Annotated in this window: 19 protein-coding genes; 7 read left to right on the top strand and 12 right to left on the bottom strand. The window is 60.5% G+C overall.

Annotation, left to right across the window (positions count from 1 at the left end):
• The first annotated feature begins 16 nt into the window (after positions 1-16).
• Entirely contained in the window at positions 17-607 is a 591-nt protein-coding gene (gene lpoB / locus HNQ83_RS01515) for a penicillin-binding protein activator LpoB (RefSeq protein ID WP_175387338.1), read from the top strand.
• Positions 608-610: 3 nt separating this feature from the next.
• Positions 611-1,354 (top strand): penicillin-binding protein activator LpoB, encoded by a 744-nt coding sequence (locus HNQ83_RS01510; protein WP_175387337.1) that lies wholly within the window; start codon positions 611-613, stop codon positions 1,352-1,354.
• Positions 1,355-1,420: 66 nt separating this feature from the next.
• On the opposite strand, the gene rhtB is transcribed toward HNQ83_RS01510, so the two are convergent.
• The 3 genes from rhtB to HNQ83_RS01495 form a co-directional block, all read right to left on the bottom strand.
• Entirely contained in the window at positions 1,421-2,053 is a 633-nt protein-coding gene (gene rhtB / locus HNQ83_RS01505) for a homoserine/homoserine lactone efflux protein (RefSeq protein ID WP_175387336.1), read from the bottom strand.
• A 227-nt stretch (positions 2,054-2,280) separates the two neighbouring features.
• A complete protein-coding gene (locus tag HNQ83_RS01500) occupies positions 2,281-2,862 on the bottom strand; it encodes a mechanosensitive ion channel family protein (protein WP_175387335.1) in 582 nt (193 codons plus the stop codon).
• A complete protein-coding gene (locus tag HNQ83_RS01495; protein WP_175387334.1) occupies positions 2,862-4,772 on the bottom strand; it encodes an ATP-binding cassette domain-containing protein in 1,911 nt (636 codons plus the stop codon). Before HNQ83_RS01495 ends, HNQ83_RS01500 begins: the two co-directional genes overlap by 1 nt.
• 50 nt (positions 4,773-4,822) lie before the next feature.
• On the opposite strand from HNQ83_RS01495, the gene HNQ83_RS01490 reads away from it, so the two are divergent.
• Positions 4,823-5,287 carry a TIGR02444 family protein gene (locus tag HNQ83_RS01490; protein ID WP_175387333.1) on the top strand — a complete coding sequence of 155 codons (465 nt, stop codon included), beginning with the start codon at positions 4,823-4,825 and terminating at the stop codon, positions 5,285-5,287.
• Here the strand turns inward: HNQ83_RS01490 and HNQ83_RS01485 are convergent.
• Positions 5,284-6,444: an AlgP family protein gene (locus tag HNQ83_RS01485; protein ID WP_175387332.1), complete on the bottom strand. Its 1,161-nt coding sequence runs from the start codon at positions 6,442-6,444 to the stop codon at positions 5,284-5,286. The two genes, HNQ83_RS01490 and HNQ83_RS01485, sit on opposite strands and share 4 nt — an antisense overlap.
• Before the next feature lie 192 nt (positions 6,445-6,636).
• Between HNQ83_RS01485 and HNQ83_RS01480 the strand changes: the two genes are divergently transcribed.
• The gene (locus HNQ83_RS01480) at positions 6,637-7,302 is read left to right on the top strand and encodes an FKBP-type peptidyl-prolyl cis-trans isomerase (protein WP_175387331.1); all 666 of its coding nucleotides are present in this window, start codon (positions 6,637-6,639) and stop codon (positions 7,300-7,302) included.
• A 60-nt stretch (positions 7,303-7,362) separates the two neighbouring features.
• Here the strand turns inward: HNQ83_RS01480 and rsd are convergent, their stop codons facing one another.
• From rsd to HNQ83_RS01445, 7 genes are all read right to left on the bottom strand, one after another.
• Positions 7,363-7,821 carry a sigma D regulator gene (gene rsd, locus HNQ83_RS01475; protein WP_175387330.1) on the bottom strand — a complete coding sequence of 153 codons (459 nt, stop codon included), beginning with the start codon at positions 7,819-7,821 and terminating at the stop codon, positions 7,363-7,365.
• A 171-nt stretch (positions 7,822-7,992) separates the two neighbouring features.
• Positions 7,993-8,541, bottom strand: coding sequence for a disulfide bond formation protein B (locus tag HNQ83_RS01470; RefSeq protein ID WP_175387329.1), 549 nt, complete (start codon positions 8,539-8,541; stop codon positions 7,993-7,995).
• Positions 8,542-8,770: 229 nt separating this feature from the next.
• Positions 8,771-10,009, bottom strand: a complete 1,239-nt coding sequence (locus HNQ83_RS01465; protein ID WP_175387328.1) for a heme biosynthesis protein HemY — start codon at positions 10,007-10,009, stop codon at positions 8,771-8,773.
• A complete protein-coding gene (locus tag HNQ83_RS01460) occupies positions 10,006-11,166 on the bottom strand; it encodes a uroporphyrinogen-III C-methyltransferase (protein ID WP_175387327.1) in 1,161 nt (386 codons plus the stop codon). The genes HNQ83_RS01465 and HNQ83_RS01460 overlap by 4 nt, the downstream gene beginning before the upstream one ends.
• A gap of 16 nt (positions 11,167-11,182) precedes the next feature.
• Complete coding sequence (locus HNQ83_RS01455) at positions 11,183-11,950, bottom strand: uroporphyrinogen-III synthase (protein WP_175387326.1); 768 nt, start codon at positions 11,948-11,950, stop codon at positions 11,183-11,185.
• Positions 11,947-12,888, bottom strand: coding sequence for a hydroxymethylbilane synthase (gene hemC / locus HNQ83_RS01450; RefSeq protein ID WP_175387325.1), 942 nt, complete (start codon positions 12,886-12,888; stop codon positions 11,947-11,949). The genes HNQ83_RS01455 and hemC overlap by 4 nt, the downstream gene beginning before the upstream one ends.
• Positions 12,889-13,026: 138 nt before the next feature.
• Positions 13,027-13,773, bottom strand: coding sequence for a LytTR family DNA-binding domain-containing protein (locus HNQ83_RS01445; protein ID WP_175387324.1), 747 nt, complete (start codon positions 13,771-13,773; stop codon positions 13,027-13,029).
• Positions 13,774-14,227: 454 nt separating this feature from the next.
• Between HNQ83_RS01445 and argH the strand changes: the two genes are divergently transcribed.
• Positions 14,228-15,622, top strand: a complete 1,395-nt coding sequence (argH, locus tag HNQ83_RS01440) for an argininosuccinate lyase (RefSeq protein ID WP_175387323.1) — start codon at positions 14,228-14,230, stop codon at positions 15,620-15,622.
• Between the two features lie 102 nt (positions 15,623-15,724).
• On the opposite strand, the gene HNQ83_RS01435 is transcribed toward argH, so the two are convergent.
• Complete coding sequence (locus tag HNQ83_RS01435; protein ID WP_175387322.1) at positions 15,725-16,384, bottom strand: glutathione S-transferase family protein; 660 nt, start codon at positions 16,382-16,384, stop codon at positions 15,725-15,727.
• 124 nt (positions 16,385-16,508) lie between these two features.
• Between HNQ83_RS01435 and HNQ83_RS01430 the strand changes: the two genes are divergently transcribed.
• Positions 16,509-16,805 (top strand): hypothetical protein, encoded by a 297-nt coding sequence (locus HNQ83_RS01430; protein ID WP_175387321.1) that lies wholly within the window; start codon positions 16,509-16,511, stop codon positions 16,803-16,805.
• Between the two features lie 204 nt (positions 16,806-17,009).
• Positions 17,010-17,255 (top strand): TIGR02647 family protein, encoded by a 246-nt coding sequence (locus HNQ83_RS01425; RefSeq protein WP_095196231.1) that lies wholly within the window; start codon positions 17,010-17,012, stop codon positions 17,253-17,255.
• The last annotated feature ends 121 nt before the right edge of the window (positions 17,256-17,376 follow it).

Raw genomic sequence — 17,376 nt, 5'->3', positions numbered from 1 at the left:
ATCCGAGAGCATGCCCATGTTTGTTCGCGTTTCATGCCTGACCCTGAGCCTCCTGCTGATTGCCGGCTGCGCCAACAACACCTCACCCGTACTGGGTAGCGGCAACATCAGCTATGGCGATCCCAAAGCCGTGGAACTGGTGACCAACGAATTCGGCTCCACCGACCTGCAAATGATCGCTGAAAGCATGACCCGCTCCCTTGCCCAATCCGGTGTCTTGAAGGGGCGCCCGGTGGTGCAGGTATACGACGTGCGGAACAAGACCAGCGAATACATCGACACCCGCGAAATCACCACCTCCATCAAGACGCAACTGATGCGTTCCGGCACTGCGCGTTTTGCCAGCGACAACACCGACATGCAGAGCCAGGTCGATCAGCTCAAGCTGCAAAACCAGAGCGGTCTGTACAAAAAGAGCACGGTGGCGAAAACGGGCAACATGATCGCCGCACGCTATCGCCTGGAAGGTTCGATCAGCTCGATCGTCAAGCGCAGTACCGATTACAAGGACGTCTTCTACAAATTCAGCCTGCAATTGGTCGACGTCGAAAGCGGGCTGGCCGAGTGGATGGACGAGAAAGAAATCCGCAAGACCACGGAGCGCTGAACAATGCGTGCATGGATTGGCATCATGGCCCTGACCTGCGCCGTCGGCGTCCAGGCGGCCCCGAAAATCGCCGTCACCGACCTGGCTTATGAAGCCAGCGTCGAGCAATACGTACACGTGATTTCCGCTCGCGATGATCATCAGCAGGACTATTACGGCGCCAGTGGCTCGTCCAGTTACGATGAGTACACGACGCAAAACAGTTACCTGGAACAGACTGAAATAAGACGCTTCGCCGGCGACATCAAGGGTCAGATGCTCAAGACCGGGATGTTCCAACTGATTCAAGGCACGCCCTACACCTCCAGCGTCAACAGCGATGTGTATGACGTGATCAAGCGTATCAAGACCGGCCAATTCGAAGGCGCCGACTATGTGTTGTTCGGCACGCTCTCGGATATCGATTTCACCCAGGACATGAACGAACTGGCCAACACCGACAGTTACTCGGCGGTCTTGGCCCTGACCCTGGTGGCTGATTTCAGTCTGATCAACACCCGCACATATGAAATCACCTCGGCTTTCACGGCGATGGGTGAAGCCCAGGACACCAAACTGATCAATGACCGTGATATCCACGTATCGCTCAATCGTCCAAGGGTGGTGCGGGAAGTGTCCCGGTCCCTGGGTGAAGACGTGGCCCGGCAATTGAGCGAACAGTTGGGTGGTGGCAGTGATGAGTCCTCAGGACAGCCGGCGCAGCACAACGATTTACCGCCGGATACTGCGCCGGTGATCCTGCGCTGAAGCCCTTACCTTCGCCACAATGAAAAAGGCGACCTGAAAAGGTCGCCTTTTTTATAACCAGAGACTTTATACCGCCGCTTTGCGCAACGTCGCCATGAACGCCGCGGCGCCAATGAACAGTCCGGCAAAGGTACGGTTCATGCGCTTTTGCTGTTTGGGCGTGCGCAACAGGCGCAGCACCTTGGAGGCCAGCCCGGTGTAACCGGCCATCACGATCAGATCGACGCAAATCATGGTCACGCCGATGATCACGTACTGGATCAGCAGTGGTGCATGCGGGTCGATGAACTGCGGCAATACCGCGAGCATGAACACCAGTGCCTTGGGGTTGCTGATGTTCACCAGGAAACCACGGAACACCAGGGCCATCGGCTTGCCGATCTGGCGAATGGCCGCGTCATCGCTCATGTCGCTGGGCAGCGCACGCCATTGCTTGATCGCGAGATAGACCAGGTACGCCACACCGAACCATTTGATCGCATAAAAGGCTGTCGCTGACGCGGTGAGAATCGCCCCCACACCGGCACCGACAATGGCGATTTGCACCGCAAGGCCCAATTGCAGGCCCAGGGCGTTCCAGTAGCCACGCCAGAATCCGTATTGCAGACCGCTGGACATCGACGCAATGGCGCCGGCCCCCGGAGACAGACTGATCACCCAACAGGCGGCAAAAAAAGCCAGCCATGTTTGAAGCTCCATCGCACACCTCGACTCAGACTCGTGACAGACATCTAAGCTAATGCGGCTTTGGGCTGATGACTACCGATTTTTTGCAGGATGTTGCAGCTGCCGACCAGCGTTCAGGGCTTAAGGGCCCATTCGCGAGCAGGCTCGCTCCCACATTAGACCACTGCTCTCCTGGAAGAATTCGGTCGACTGTGGGAGCGAGCCTGCTCGCGAAGGCGGTGTATCAGGCAACAGAAGGCTTACTTTTCAAACCCGCTGGAAGGGAATACATCCGAGCCACGCCAACGCCGCACCGAACGCTGGAAAAACAGACTATTGGGCACTTGCACCATCGCACTACCGGTACCGAGCTCTTCTGCTTCGATCAGCGTGGTGTACAGCAGATTGATCGCCACCACCCGACCTTTGACGCCTGGCTTGTCGGTGGTGTCCACCAATTCGACCACATCGCCGAGGCGGAACGGGCCAACGGTAAAGATCAGAATCGCGCAGAGCAGATTGGAGAGCACACTCCACATGGCGAAAAACGCCACCGCTGCGACCGCGACAAACCCGGACAATGCCGTCCAGAGCACGGTGGCCGAAACCCCGAGGCGTTCCAGTACGAAAATCAGCGCACTGCCCATGATCAGCCAGCGCAGGCCGCCGCGCAGCGGCATCAGCAATTGCGGCGGAAACGGATAACGCTCGCCGAGGCGGGTCAGGCACTTGGCGACAAAGCGCTGGGTGATGTAGCCGGCCAGCAGAATCAGCAGGATCTGCACGCCGAGCCAGATCGGCTCGACCCACATCGCCGGTAGCGGTAGCTTGAAGGCGTCCATCAGGACAGCGCCTCCAGCTCCGCCTGCATGCTTTCCAGCAGTTCCAGGGCTTCCATCCAGGCTTCTTCCAGTTCCGCCTCACGGACCTTCAGCTTGGCCTGCTCCGCCAGCAGATCGCGCAACTCGTTCTTGCGCGCCGGCTCGTAGATATCGCTGTCACCGAGACTGACATCGATCTTCGCCAGTTTCTCGTGCAGCTTGCCCAGTTCGGCTTCGAGCTTTTCCGCTTCGCGCTTGTGCGGGGCCAGTTGCTGACGCAAGGCGGCCGCGGCCTGACGCTGGGCTTTCTTGTCGGTCTTGTCCGGGTTGACCACAGCGGTGCTGACCGGGGCGTTGCGCTGACGGTAATCGACCAGCCAACGGGTGTAGTCTTCCAGGTCGCCGTCGAATTCTTCGACCTTGCCGTCCGCCACCAGGAAGAAGTTATCCGTGGTGCTTTTGAGCAGGTGACGGTCGTGAGAGACCACCAGTACCGCACCGCTGAACTCCTGAAGGGCCATGGTCAGCGCCAGGCGCATCTCCAGGTCCAGGTGGTTGGTCGGTTCGTCGAGCAGCAGCAGGTTCGGCCGGTCCCAGGCGATCAACGCCAGAGCCAGACGCGCTTTCTCGCCACCGGAGAAATTCAACACAGGCTCGTCGATCCTCGCACCGCGGAAGTCGAAACCGCCGAGGAAGTCGCGCAAGGTCTGTTCGCGCTCGGTCGGTGCCAGTCGCTGCAAATGCAGCAACGGGCTGGCCTTGGCGTCCAGAGAGTCGAGCTGATGCTGGGCGAAGTAGCCGACGACGGTGTTCTCGCCACGGGTCAAACGGCCGGCCAGCGGCTCAAGCTCACCGGCAAGGTTCTTGATCAGGGTCGATTTACCGGCACCGTTAGGGCCCAGCAAACCGATCCGCGCACCTGGGGTCAGTTGCAGCTTGACCTTCTCCAGCACAGTTTTTTCGCCATAGCCCAGACGGGCATCGGACAGGTCGATCAGCGGGCTGGAGATTTTCTGCGATTCGCGGAAGACAAAGTCGAACGGCGAATCGACGTGGGCGGCTGTCAGCTCTTCCATCCGCTCCAGCGCCTTGATCCGGCTCTGGGCCTGACGGGCCTTGGTGGCCTGGGCCTTGAAGCGGGCGATGTAGCTTTCCATGTGCGCACGTTGCGCCTGCTGCTTCTCGTAGGCCTGCTGTTGCTGGGCCAGACGTTCTGCGCGGGCACGTTCGAAGGCGCTGTAGCCACCGCGGTACAAGGTGATCTTGCGCTGATCGACGTGGGCCACGTGATCAACCACGGCATCGAGGAAGTCCCGGTCGTGGGAGATCAGCATCAAGGTGCCGGGATAGCTCTTGAGCCACTCTTCGAGCCAGATAATGGCGTCGAGATCCAGGTGGTTGGTAGGCTCGTCGAGTAACAGCAGGTCCGAAGGGCACATCAAGGCCTGGGCCAGGTTCAGGCGCATCCGCCAGCCACCGGAGAAATCCCCGACCTGACGATCCATCTGCTCGTTGGTGAACCCAAGGCCCGCCAGCAGCTTGCGCGCCCGGGCGTCGGCGGTGTAGCCGTCGGCGCTGTCGAGTTCCGAGTGCAGGCGGGCCTGTGCGGCACCGTCATGGGCCGCTTCGGCTGCCGCCAGATCGCGTTGCACCTGGCGCAGGCGAAGGTCGCCATCGAGCACGTAGTCGACCGCCAGGCGTTCGAGCGTGTCGACCTCCTGGCGCATGTGGGCGATACGCCAGTCGGCCGGCAGGAAGCAGTCGCCCGAGTCGGGGTGCAGTTCACCCCGAAGCAAGGCGAACAGGCTCGATTTGCCGGCGCCGTTGGCACCGATGAGGCCGGCTTTCTGGCCGGCGTGCAGGGTCAGCTCGGCGTCTTCTAGCAGACGTTGCGGGCCACGCTGTAAAGTCAGGTTCTGAAGTCGAATCATAATGGCGGCGGAGTCTACCAGCTTCGCTCGCAACTGGCGCGAGTAGCACTATGTCCTCTGACCTGTGGAGCTTTTCCCTGACCCTTTACGCACGTCCGGGCGTTGAGCAGGCGTGCCTGCAATTGCAGTCGGCGGGCGTCAATGTGTGTCTTCTGCTGTGCGGAGCATGGCTGGGGCAGCGAGGCGTCGCCTGCAGTGAGCCACGCTTGCAGCAGCTTCGCAGTGTGGCTGGGCCTTGGGACGCGGATGTCGTGCAGCCGTTAAGGGCTTTACGCACACAGTGGAAATCCACTGCAGCACAGGATGCCGAGCTGCGTACGCTGCGCGAACAAGTGAAGGCATTGGAACTGGAAGCCGAACGACATCTGTTATTGCGACTGGCGGGATCGGCGCAGGGCTGGCCGCAGGATGAGACGACCGATTTATCGGCCTGGCTTGAAGGTGTAGCAGCGGGCGCCACCCACCTGGACCGCGACGCGCTGCATCAGCTGCGCGTCGCGGTATCCGGCACTTAGGAAGCGCTGGTTGGGGTGGTGGCAGTGCTCGACGGTGCAACTGGCGTTGGCGCAGTGGTGGTCGAGGTGGTTGCTGTCGGCGCAGAAGCGACGGAAGCAGCAGGCGCTGGAGTTGCTGGAGCGGCTGGCTTGGCAGCAGGAGCCGGGGTCGGCTTGGCAGCAACGGCAGGTTTTTTCACTGCTGGCTTGGCAGCAGGTTTTGCAGCGGCTGGTTTTGCAGCTGGTTTTGCAGCGGCAGGTTTGGCTGCTGGTTTCGCTGCGGCTGGTTTTACGCCAGTGGCTGGCTTGGCAGCAGGTTTAGCCGCTGCAGTTTTTGCTGCCGGTTTGGCGGCTGGTTTTGCAGCGGGTTTAGCCGCTGGTTTTGCCGCTGGCTTGGCAGCGGTTTTAGCAGCAGCAGGCTTAGCCGCCGGTTTGGCTGCGGCTGTTTTCGCCGCGGGTTTTGCGGCCGGCTTGGCGGCTGGTTTGGCAGCAGCGGTTTTCGCCACGGCTGGTTTTGCGGCAGCGGTTCTTGCAGCAGGTTTCGCAGCAGCGGTTCTGGCAGCGGCTGGCTTGGCAGCAGGTTTTGCCGCTGCAGTTTTAGCAGCCGGTTTTGCAGCGCTGGCAGCGACCGGTTTTTTCGCCGCAGGTTTAGCGGCTGGTTTTGCTGCGGCTTTCACCGGTGCTTTGGCAGCCGGTTTGGCAGCAGGCTTGGCCGGTGCTTTTGCGGCAACCGGTTTGGCAGCGGCTTTCTTCGCAGGGGCCGCAGCAGGCTTGGCTGCACGCAGGGACAACGCCTTGCCGACAGCCTCTTGTACGCGACCAACGCCCTGAGCCAGCTTCAGGCTTTCTTGAGCGTCGCGCTTGAGTTGCAGAATGTAGCCGCGAGTGTCCGATTGACGCGCCTTGAGGGCATCAAGCAGGTCTTCGAGCTCCTTCACTGCGTCCTTGGCTTTGGCTTGTGCCTTGGCCTTTCCGGCCGCCGCAGCATCCTGCAATTTGAGGCGGGATTTGTGCAGTTTTTCCTGCGCTTTTCCGCGCTGCTTTTCCAGTTTGGCGAGCAGTTTTTCAGCATCAGCCAGCGCTTCGGAACAAGCGGTTTCCAGATGCTCGAGCAGGCTGCTCGAGAGTTGTTGGAGTAAGTGCAACGGGGTATTTACAGGCTTCTTGGTGGCCGACATGGTTTACCTCCTGGCTGACGTGGGTGCGGCTCATACTAGACCTCTGCTGCTACCGCCGCTAGGGCATCTTGACAGTATCCAGAGCGTTGCGTTGCAACAGATGGAAAATCTTCTGCGCTTGAACAAAAGCAGTTCACCGTTGAGTGCATTCACACTGGCATAATCGCCCGCATCTCAGGTCGGAGAGTGCCCATGTCGCGCTATCTTTTTTTATCGCTGTGCGTGATTTTTTCCGTGGCCCAGGCCGCCGAAAAAACATCGGAAAATGACGCCCACGATCTCGCTTACAGCTTGGGTGCAAGCCTCGGTGAACGCTTGCGTCAGGAGGTTCCCGATCTTCAACTCAAAGCACTGGTCGAAGGCTTGCAGCAAGCCTATCAAGGCAAACCGCTGGCGCTGAAAGACGAGCAGATCGAACAGATTCTGACGGAACACGAAGCCCGGGTTGCCATGCAAACTCCTGCACCGCAAAGCGAGCTGGCGCTGGAAAATGAGCAGCGCTTTCTCGCCGAGGAAAAATCCAAACCGGGTGTGCGTGAACTGGCGGACGGGATACTGCTGACAGAGCTGGCACCCGGGACTGGCGCCACCGCCGGACCGGGCGGCAAGGTGCAGGTACTGTATGTCGGGCGCCTTCCCGACGGCACCGTTTTCGACCAGAACAGCCAGCCGCAATGGTTCAGTCTCGATAGCGTGATCAGCGGCTGGCGCAGCGCCTTGCAAAACATGCCGGTAGGTGCCAAATGGCGTCTGGTGATTCCATCGGCGCAAGCCTATGGCGCCGACGGTGCCGGCGACCTGATCGCGCCGTTCACACCGCTGGTGTTCGAAGTCGAATTACGCGGCGCCACCAGCTGATTGCGCAAATGAAAAACGGTGCGCCTTGGCGCACCGTTTCGAGTACTTGCGGGTAACGACTCAGGCCTGGACCGAATCGGTTTCCTTGTGAGCCGTGTGCAGCACTTCGATCAGGCAATCTTCCAGTTCGAAGCGTTCGTGCAACAGACCTCCCAGCTCCTTGAACTTCTCGGCGACACATTTACCTTCATCGCACAGGTCATTGAACGCGAGCAGTTTCTCGGTAATGACATCGATGCGCGGGTAGAGAGTCTCGGCGAGCTCCAGACCACGCTTGTCGTTGAAGGCCTTGGCCTCCCCCGTCAGCTGTTCATAGATTTCGAAGTGGCCGGCAGACACGTAATCGACCAGCACGCCGCAGAACTCTTGCAGAGGTTTGCGGTTCTCGCCCAAGGCTTCAGGCTTTGCGCCGAGCTTGTCGTATGCGTCGATGAGTTCTTTGCGCTCCTGCAACCAGCGGTCGATCAGCAGGTGCACTCCACCCCAGCGTTCCTGAGCATTCTGACAACTTTCGAGCATGGTGATCTCTCTTCCCTTGTGGGTCAGCTGCTCTATGCCCGTTCGCCTCTTGTAATGGGCGGTCGGGCAGAGCGTCATCGAGCAACAAAATTCCAATGACACGTGCGGGCCAGATTATGCCCGCACGACTGTGGCTTCAAGGTACGCAGGCGATAAAGTTCATACAAGTGTTTAATCACTCGACAGGGCCGGGTGCGACAACTCGCCGCCGAGCGGTCGTTGCCTGCCGATCCGGACAAGGCGCAACAGCTGATAAATACCCAGGGTCGACATCGCGGCAAAGAACAGCAAACTCCACTCAGGGATGCTCAGATCGAACAGCGTCCAGGAGATCTGCGTGCAATCGAAGGCACCTTCGAAGATCTGCTGTACACCACCAATCAAGGGCGAGCTGGCGAACAACTCAGTGAGATTGGGAACGCAGGTCGACAGATGCACCGGATCACTCTGCAATAGCACCTGTCGCCATGCCGTGGCTGTCCCGGCCAAACTACAGAACAGTCCGAGCAGCCAGTACACGAAAGAACCCAAACGACCAGGCCCGTGCAGGGCGGCGGCGAGGCAGACACCCGTCAGCAGCGCCAGGCAAAACCGCTGCAAGAGGCACAAGCCACAAGGCTTGAGGCCGACGGAATATTCCAGATAGTAGGACACGCCCAACACCAGGGCGCCCGCAACAAAAGCCGTGAAAAACAAGGAGCGTGTGCAGGCCAATGACATGGCTTTTCCGTAACAGTAAGGACGGACGGGTACGGTAGAGGAAAGCGCTCCGGCGTATCAAGGCAGGCTGGTAGGGATACTTCAGCGGGAGTGTAGGGAATTCCCGACAAGGTCTTGAGGATTAGGTGTAGTCCTCTGTAGGACTCTGCTGAAGACGCAGCGCAAAAGTAAAATTTCGACAATCCCAAGGCAGCGGGGTCGCCCATTCGAGCGCCCCATCACCTGTTCATCACGCGCGAGCCGGCACCGGCAACGGCGCCGCCAGCAAACGCTCATCGAGCAAGCCCAGGCCTTCCTGGAACAGCTGATTGCTCCGCTCGGTGTCGCCCATTTGCGCCAACAGCCGCGCCAGTTCGGCACAGGCTTCCGGGTTGCGCTGCACGCGCAGACTGTTTTCCAGATAGTCCCGGGCCTTGCCCCACAAGCTGCTTTGCAGACACAGTCGTCCCAATGTCAGCAACAGGCTTGGGTCGGCGGGATGATCCTTGAGCCAGCCTTCGGCGAGTTGCAACTGACGCGCCGGGTCGCTGCCGCGAACCAACCCGTAGAGGCGCGCCAGGTGACTGTCATAGTTGCGCTTGAGCGCGGTACGCAAGACCTCTTCCGCCTCGGCCTGCGCGCCGAGTTGACGCAACTGCTCGGCATAGGCCAGCACCAGTTGCGGCTCCTGGCGCTGAGCTGAGGTCAGCTGCTGCCAGGCGCGATTGAGCGATTGCAAGCCGACGGTCCCATCCTCTTCCTGATGCGCCGCCAGGGACAGATTCTTGCCCCAGGCACGGCGCTCCAATTCGGCCAGTTCAGCCGCTGGCAAGACTTTGTCCTTGCGCAGTTCCGGCAGCAGACGAATCACCGCCGACCAGTCGCCTCGCTGCTGATGCAGGCGCTGCAGCTGGCGAAGGGTCTGCGCGTTATGCGGGTGGCGCTCGTGCATCGCTTGCAGGGTCGCCAGGGCGCCTTCCGTGTCACCGCGATCGGTCTGCAGTTGCGCGTGGTTCAGGGCAATGGCCAGTTCGGCCTGGGGCTGACGCTCCAGCGCCCGCTCCAGCAAGCTGTCGCTCTCCTCGTAACGCCCTTGTTCGTTCGCGGCGCGGGCAGCGCCGAGGTAGTACAGCAGGGGCTGGCGCTCGGCTTCCGCCGCCCGATGCAAGTGACGCTGCGCACTGGCCCAGCGCCCCTCGGCCAAATCCAGTTGACCGTGTTCGATCGCTACCTGCACCCGGCGACTGCGATTGCGCCGTGACCAGGGATTGACCACGCCGCCCGAAGTGGTCACCAACTCAACCAACGCCTTGATGCCCCAGAACACCAGCCAGAGCACGGCAACCAGCGCCAGCGTCGCCCACAGGCTCGACTCGAAGCGAAAACTCTTATAGGCAATCAGCACGTAACCGGAATGCTCGGCAATCGCCAACCCCAGCGCCGCCGCCGCGGCGATGGCCAGAAACACGATCACATACAGGCGCTTCATGGCGTGGCCTCCTGCGCGTTGTTTGCGGCAGGCCTGGCCAACGGTTTGATCGAATCCTCGGCGTTGACATTACGCCGCTCCAGATACCCCTGAACTGCGCTCAAGGTACCGGTCAGGTCGGGGGTGACCACGGTGACAGGCTGCTTGCTCAGTTCGGCCACCTGTTCAATCATCACTTTGCTTTGTGGGTTGTCCGGGTTGAAGTTGCCCTTGAGCACGTCACGCGCCTCGTCCAGCGCCTGGGTGTAAACCGCTGCCTGGCCGTTGAGCGCGGCCCATTGCGCCTGCTCCAGTGCCAGGCTCAGCGCCAGGCGCACCTGGCTCAGGCTCTGCCCGGCCAGCAACGGACGGACATTTTTATCGGCGTTGAAATCGATGCGGATGTATCGCGAAATCTGGTCCCACCATTGTGCCCAACGACTGGCGCCATCGCCGTCGGCAGTCAGGCCCAATAGGGATTCGCCCCGGTCCTTGTACTCGGGTGCCAACTCGGTGAGGCCGACCACCTGATCGCGTAGCGCCCCCAGGCGCAGGAACAGCCCGGTGCGATCCGGTTGCTCGGTGCTGCGCAAGGCCGCCAGGGTCTTGGCCACCTGCTCGCGCGCGGCGAAGGCGCCAGGATCATTTTGTTCACGAAGAATTTCGTCAGCACCTTGAACCAGGGCCTGGGCGCTGCTGATGTCCTGCAACGCCGACAAGCGCAGGCTGGCCAGACGCAACAAGTGCTCGGCCTCGGCCAGTCGCCAATCCTTGCGGCTGGCGCCGAGGACGGTTTCCAGACGCTGATTGAGACGCTGCTGATCCCCTTGGAGCTGAACGACCAGACGACTGCGCTCCTCCAGCACATCGGCGCCAGGCAGTTGGTCCAGACGCGCGCTCAGGCGCTGCTCATTGAGCTTCAGGCTTTGTGCTTCGTCGACCAGCGACTGGACCTGACTCAGCTGCTGTTGGTTGGTCGCCTGCAGGTGACGCACCTGCCAGACTCCCCAACCGCCCACCGCGACACCGGCAGCACCCAGCAACAGCGCGACGATTGCCAGCCCATTGCCTCTGCGCTGCACCGCATCACGTGGCGGCGGCATTTCATCAACAGGAGCATCGACTGGTGCATCGAGCACTGGCCGGACGTCATCTTTTGGCAAGGCTGTTTCGCTCACGTATCCATCCTTTGCATTAGAGAACGGGCACGGGATGCTCCCGCAACGCCGTCAGCAAAGCCGCGGCACTGGCGCCACGACAATCCACAACTGTCAGGGCGCCGGCGGCATGTGCCAGCTCGGCGACCCTGGGGCTTGGTACAAACAACGGCATCCGCGCCAATCGCGGCCAGGCATCGCCAGCCAATTGATGCAGGTGCTCAAAACCCTGTCCACTGCTGACCACCAGTGCATTCAGGTGTTCAGATTCGATCCGTTCCGGCAGTGCTGCCGGTGGGTACTGCGGCAGCTCGCGGCGGTACAGCTCCAGATACTCGACACTAGCACCTCGCTCACGCAAGCGCTCGGCCAGCAATTCGCGCCCGCCTTCCCCGCGCAGGATCAACACACGTGGATCGGGCCGGGCGATAGCCTCGCGCAAATTCGCCAGCTCGAGCAAGGCTTCGCTGTCATCGCCTTCCTCCGGAAAGCTCACCTCCAGGCCATGATCCTCGAGAATCCGTGCCGTCGCCGCGCCGACGCTGAACCACTTCACACGCGGTGTTTGCGAGCAAAACCGCTCGAGCAGTTCGACGCCGATCCGCGCCGCAGGCTTGCTGACTACGATCACTGCGCAGTAGCGATCCAGCTCCCGAATCGCCTCGCGGATTGTGTCAGAGACAGGGATCGGCACGATGTCCAAAAGCGGCAAGCTACTGCTGAAAATCCCCTGATCGGCCAAGAGTCCACTCAGCGCCGCCGACTCATCCGCCGGACGCGTCAGCAGCAGACGCCAGCCCGTCACTCGTGACCCGCCTCGCCATAGACCGCTTTGAGAATGTCGGCGGCGCCCTGGCTCAAAAGGTCCTCGGCCACTCGCACACCCAAGGCTTCGGCATCGCCACGCGGCGCACGCGCCTGGGCACTGAGCAGCAGACCGCCGCTCGGATCACCCACCAGGCCACGCAACCAGAGCTGCTCGCCTTCAAGCACGGCGTAGCAGGCGATCGGCACCTGACAGCCGCCATTCAGATGTTTGTTGAGGGCACGTTCGGCGGTCACGCGCGTGGCGGTGTCCTGGTGATGCAGCGGCGCCAGCAATGCATGAATTTCGCTGTCGGCACTGCGGCACTCGATCCCCACTGCACCCTGACCGCCCGCCGGCAGGCTGTCGTCGACACTGATGGCCGACGTGATGCGATCTTCAAAGCCAAGGCGGATCAAACCGGCGGACGCAAGGATAATGGCGTCGTATTCGCCGGCATCGAGCTTGGCCAGGCGAGTGTTGACGTTGCCGCGCAGGAAACGGATTTCCAGGTCCGGGCGACGGGTCAGCAACTGGGCCTGGCGGCGCAGGCTCGACGTGCCAACGATGCTGCCAGGCGGCAACGCTTCAAGGCTGGCGTAGGTATTGGAGACGAATGCATCACGGGGGTCTTCACGCTCGCAGATACAGAACAGACCGAGACCTTCGGGGAAGTCCATCGGTACATCTTTCATGGAGTGCACGGCGATGTCGGCTTCGTTTTCCAGCAGCGCGGTTTCCAGTTCCTTGACGAACAGGCCTTTGCCGCCGATTTTCGACAACGGCGAGTCGAGCAGCTTGTCGCCACGACTGACCATCGGGACCAACGTCACGAGCAGGCCCGGATGGGCCTCCTCCAGGCGGGCTTTTACGTATTCGGCCTGCCACAGGGCGAGAGCACTTTTGCGGGTGGCGATGCGGATCTGGCGAGAGGACATGGATCAATCCGTACTGAATAGATATGACGGATAATAACAGCTCAGCCAAATCCACTTTGACTTGTATCAGAAACTACTCGGCCTCCCTGGCCCCGGATGTCCGGCAATCGGGTGTGAAATTCGCCTGCGACCCACGTATCAAAGCTGCTGCATCATCTTCCGCACGCCGGCCACGTGGCGTCGGCTGACGATCAATGCATCGCCATTCAGGCCTTTGAGGAACAGCTGAAAATGTCCCAGAGGCGTTCGCTGCAAGCGTTCGATACGCTCGCGAGCGACCAGTGCATTGCGGTGGATGCGCACGAAACGGTCGCCAAATTCGTCTTCAAGGGCCTTGAGTGGCTCATCAAGCAGCACTTCACCGGCTTCGTGGCGCAAGGTCACGTATTTGTGATCGGCGATAAAGTAGACCACCTGATCCAGCGGAATCAGCTCGATCCCTTTACGGGTGCGCGCGCTGATATGGCTGCGAGGGCCACTGCCGCTTTCTGCGGCCGGACGGGTCAGGGCCGAGAGTTGAATACGATTGGGGCGTTCGGCTTTTTTTAATGCGTCATGTAGATGTTCAGTTCTCACCGGCTTCACCAGATAGCCTACGGCGCTGGCCTGTAAGGCTTCCACGGCAAATTCATCGGGCCCTGTGCAAAACACCACGGCGGGCGGGGTTTCACGCTCGCACAATCGCGCGGCCACTTGCAGACCATCGAGGCCTGGCATGCGGATATCGAGCAGCACGATATCCGGCTTGTGGCTGTCGATCAGTGCCAACGCTTCATCGCCATTCGTGGCGCTGGGCTCCAGGACACTGTATCCCTCGAGTTCACCAACCATTCGGCTCAGGCGCTCGCGGGCTAGGGGGTCGTCATCAACGATCAGGACATTCATATTGCGCTGGATTCCTGCGTGAGTCTCGCACAAGGATAGCGTAGACAGGGGAAGTGACGTCCGTCACCGCGATCCACGCTAAGACTAGCCCGAGCGTCAAAAAGTGCCGCTCGTCCGGCGGTAAAATTTTCATCCGACGGGTAATTGGCGGCCCAGGCCCGCGTAGGCGACACATCGCCACAGGGTTTGCTGATACGCAATATGAACACCCCCTCTCCTTATAGTCAGCGTCTACACCGAGAAGTGCGCTGATCCTACTGTCCAACTGTAGACGGTTGCCGGGACGATATTGCTCAAATGAAAAATATCGTTGTGCAATTTGCCCGGGACCCGCCCCGGGCATGACCTGCGTTCTGAAAAACCAGTCGACCAGTGTCAGCGACAGGATTGGCAACCCTGTTATTATCCGCGGCAGTTTCAACGCCAACTTTCTTCAGCCGATACGAGCGAATTCATGAGCACTGACAAGACCAATCAGTCCTGGGGCGGCCGCTTCAGTGAACCCGTCGACGCCTTCGTCGCCCGCTTCACCGCCTCCGTCACCTTCGACCAGCGCCTGTATCGCCACGACATCATGGGCTCGATCGCCCACGCCACCATGCTGGCCAAGGTCGGCGTGCTGACGGATGCCGAGCGCGACAGCATCATCGATGGCCTGAAGACCATCCAGGGTGAAATCGAGGCCGGCCAGTTCGATTGGCGCGTCGACCTGGAAGATGTGCACATGAACATCGAGGCGCGCCTGACCGACCGCATCGGCGTGACCGGTAAAAAGCTGCACACCGGTCGCAGCCGCAACGACCAGGTCGCCACCGACATCCGCCTGTGGCTGCGCGACGAGATCGACCTGATCCTGAGCGAAATCACCCGCCTGCAAAAAGGTTTGCTGGAGCAGGCCGAGCGTGAAGCGGGCAGCATCATGCCGGGCTTCACCCACCTGCAAACCGCACAGCCGGTGACCTTCGGGCACCACATGCTGGCCTGGTTCGAAATGCTCAGCCGCGACTACGAGCGCCTGGTCGACTGCCGCAAGCGCACCAACCGCATGCCGCTGGGCAGCGCCGCGCTGGCCGGAACCACCTACCCGATCGACCGCGAATACACGGCCCAACTGCTGGGCTTCGACGCAGTCGGCGGCAACTCCCTGGACAACGTGTCCGATCGCGACTTCGCCATCGAGTTCTGCTCGGCCGCGAGCATCGCGATGATGCACTTGTCGCGCTTCTCCGAAGAGCTGGTGCTGTGGACCAGCGCTCAGTTCCAGTTCATCGATCTGCCAGACCGTTTCTGCACCGGCAGTTCGATCATGCCGCAAAAGAAAAACCCGGACGTGCCAGAGCTGGTACGTGGCAAGACCGGTCGTGTATTCGGCGCGCTAATGGGCCTGCTGACCCTGATGAAAGGCCAGCCCCTGGCCTACAACAAGGACAACCAGGAAGACAAGGAACCGCTGTTCGACGCCGCCGACACCCTGCGCGACTCGCTGCGGGCCTTCGCCGACATGATCCCGGCGATCAAACCCAAGCATGCCATGATGCGCGAAGCGGCCCTGCGCGGTTTCTCCACCGCGACCGACCTGGCTGACTACCTGGTGCGTCGCGGCCTGCCATTCCGTGACTGCCACGAAATCGTTGGGCATGCCGTGAAGTACGGCGTGGAAAGCGGCAAGGATCTGGCGGAAATGAGCCTTGAAGAACTGCGCAAGTTCAGCGACCAGATCGATCAGGACGTGTTCGCCGTGCTGACCCTGGAAGGTTCGGTCAACGCCCGCAACCACATTGGCGGTACGGCACCAGCGCAGGTCAAGGCTGCCGTGGCTCGCGGTCAGGCACTGCTCGCCAGCCGTTAAAAGCTTCGCGAGCAGGCTCGCTCCCACATTGGGTTGTGTTTACACATCAAACCCTGTGGGAGCGAGCCTGCTCACGATGACTGACTGCAGAACGCTACAAACCTACTTCTTGGACGCGACCATCGCCATAAACGCCGGCATCGCTGCTTCCTTATCCGCCGCAATCCGCTGAACGTTCGGATTGTCCTCCAGACGCTCCAGCAGCGCCTTGGCAGCCGGCAACTCCGCCAGCAGATCGATATCAAACAGCTTTTTTGCCACTCCACAGGCCAGCGGCACGCTGTACAGGAAGTACAGATCCGCCACGCTCAGGCTGTTGCCTGCCACATAGGGACTGAACTTGCCGTGCCTGCCCAGGGATGCAACCCCCAGCAGCAACTCGGCTTTTGTTTTTTCCTTGATGGCCTCGGGCAGCTTCATGCCGAAAAACGCTTCCGGATAACAGGCGCGAGCCGGCAGTTCGATGTACAGCTCGATTTCCTTGGCCAACGCCAGCACCTGCGCCCGTTCAAAGGGATCGCTCGGCAGCAGCGGCGTGCCTTTCTGGCTTTGCTCGATGTATTCGAGGATCACACTGGTTTCATTGATGAAACCCTGTTCGGCACCCAGCACCGGCACCTTGCCGCGGGGGCTGATGGCCAGCGCCTCAGGTGTCTGCCCGGCATAAAACGGTACTTCTTCGAATGGCAGTCCCTTTTCCAATAGCGCCAGCTTGACCATGTTGTAGTAGTTGCTGACGGAGAATCCATAAAGCTTGAGCATCACATAGCCTCCAGGCCGTGCAGGGGTTGGCAGTGCCTGTTATAGAACGCCAGGGACGTTCTCGCCAGCAGCATCACAGCCCTGAATGCGGGTAAACTGGCCACCTTTCCTAGAGGAGCCTGCCATGAGCGAGCCAACCCCCGGCACCAGCCAAGACGACATCGACGAAGAAGAGTTCGCCGAGAACACGCTGATCGAAGCCATCGAAAACCAGATCGAAAGCGATAACCCGCCAGCGGCCAAGGCAACCTTCAACAAGCTGACACTGGTGGGTTACGAGCGGGAAGAAATCCTCAACCTGATGGCCCACGTATTGGCGATAGAAATCGACGCCATCCTCGAGGAGGACCGTGCATTCAACACTGAGTGGTACGAAGCGGCGCTGCGTGCCTTGCCAGAGTTGCCACCGGAAAAGAAATAAACCCGCCTTCCCTGTAGGAGCGAGCTCGCGAAAAACCCGAGACCGCCGCGGGCTGTCAGGGCTCCAGCGTCATCGTTTGCGACCATCGCGAGCGAGCTCGCTCCTACAGAGAGAAAAAAGCCTGCTGCGAGCACTGGACATGCCGCACCGGCGGGTTCACCTTAGGGGCGCTGTCGTCCAATTCCTAGAAAGTCTGGAGTCCTTATGTCGCTTACCCCTGAGTTGGTTGCCGAACTGGAAATCCTCGCACTCTTCAACCTGGACAGTTCCCAGGAAGGCCTGAAAATTCATCAGACCGCTGCCCCGAAAGCCATTGCCGCCGCCCAACGCCTGTACGAAAAAGAACTGATTGACCAGCCCGATGGTGGTTATCTGACCAGTCTGGGACGTGATGCCGCGCAAAGTGTGCAAACCGTGCTCACCATTCTGAAAGCCGAAGAAACAGCCTGAATTCCAGCGTATCGCCCACGGAAACCCCCGCCATGGGATTTCCGCGGGCACTCCCTGCCGCCTGACGTCGCCCCGCGATATAAATCTGGCGTCAGAAAACCAAATTCAGCTTAAATGTCCC

The sequence above is a fragment of the Pseudomonas sp. C2B4 genome (assembly GCF_013359695.1).
Lineage (GTDB): Bacteria > Pseudomonadota > Gammaproteobacteria > Pseudomonadales > Pseudomonadaceae > Aquipseudomonas.
The sequence above is the reverse complement of the archived record's forward strand: the minus strand, read 5'-3'. Positions and strand labels throughout refer to the sequence as shown.

Bases quoted from the DNA above. Each gene is read 5' to 3' on its own strand.
- HNQ83_RS01465 (WP_175387328.1), bottom strand. From the start codon at position 10,009: ATGAAGCGCCTGTATGTGATCGTGTTTCTGGCCATCGCCGCGGCGGCG.
- HNQ83_RS01490 (WP_175387333.1), top strand. From the start codon at position 4,823: ATGTCCTCTGACCTGTGGAGCTTTTCCCTGACCCTTTACGCACGTCCG.
- HNQ83_RS01500 (WP_175387335.1), bottom strand. From the start codon at position 2,862: ATGGACGCCTTCAAGCTACCGCTACCGGCGATGTGGGTCGAGCCGATC.
- rhtB (WP_175387336.1), bottom strand. From the start codon at position 2,053: ATGGAGCTTCAAACATGGCTGGCTTTTTTTGCCGCCTGTTGGGTGATC.
- HNQ83_RS01510 (WP_175387337.1), top strand. From the start codon at position 611: ATGCGTGCATGGATTGGCATCATGGCCCTGACCTGCGCCGTCGGCGTC.
- HNQ83_RS01445 (WP_175387324.1), bottom strand. From the start codon at position 13,773: ATGAATGTCCTGATCGTTGATGACGACCCCCTAGCCCGCGAGCGCCTG.
- HNQ83_RS01485 (WP_175387332.1), bottom strand. From the start codon at position 6,444: ATGTCGGCCACCAAGAAGCCTGTAAATACCCCGTTGCACTTACTCCAA.
- HNQ83_RS01435 (WP_175387322.1), bottom strand. From the start codon at position 16,384: ATGCTCAAGCTTTATGGATTCTCCGTCAGCAACTACTACAACATGGTC.
- lpoB (WP_175387338.1), top strand. From the start codon at position 17: ATGTTTGTTCGCGTTTCATGCCTGACCCTGAGCCTCCTGCTGATTGCC.
- HNQ83_RS01495 (WP_175387334.1), bottom strand. From the start codon at position 4,772: ATGATTCGACTTCAGAACCTGACTTTACAGCGTGGCCCGCAACGTCTG.
- HNQ83_RS01430 (WP_175387321.1), top strand. From the start codon at position 16,509: ATGAGCGAGCCAACCCCCGGCACCAGCCAAGACGACATCGACGAAGAA.
- HNQ83_RS01470 (WP_175387329.1), bottom strand. From the start codon at position 8,541: ATGTCATTGGCCTGCACACGCTCCTTGTTTTTCACGGCTTTTGTTGCG.
- rsd (WP_175387330.1), bottom strand. From the start codon at position 7,821: ATGCTCGAAAGTTGTCAGAATGCTCAGGAACGCTGGGGTGGAGTGCAC.
- HNQ83_RS01425 (WP_095196231.1), top strand. From the start codon at position 17,010: ATGTCGCTTACCCCTGAGTTGGTTGCCGAACTGGAAATCCTCGCACTC.
- argH (WP_175387323.1), top strand. From the start codon at position 14,228: ATGAGCACTGACAAGACCAATCAGTCCTGGGGCGGCCGCTTCAGTGAA.
- HNQ83_RS01480 (WP_175387331.1), top strand. From the start codon at position 6,637: ATGTCGCGCTATCTTTTTTTATCGCTGTGCGTGATTTTTTCCGTGGCC.
- hemC (WP_175387325.1), bottom strand. From the start codon at position 12,888: ATGTCCTCTCGCCAGATCCGCATCGCCACCCGCAAAAGTGCTCTCGCC.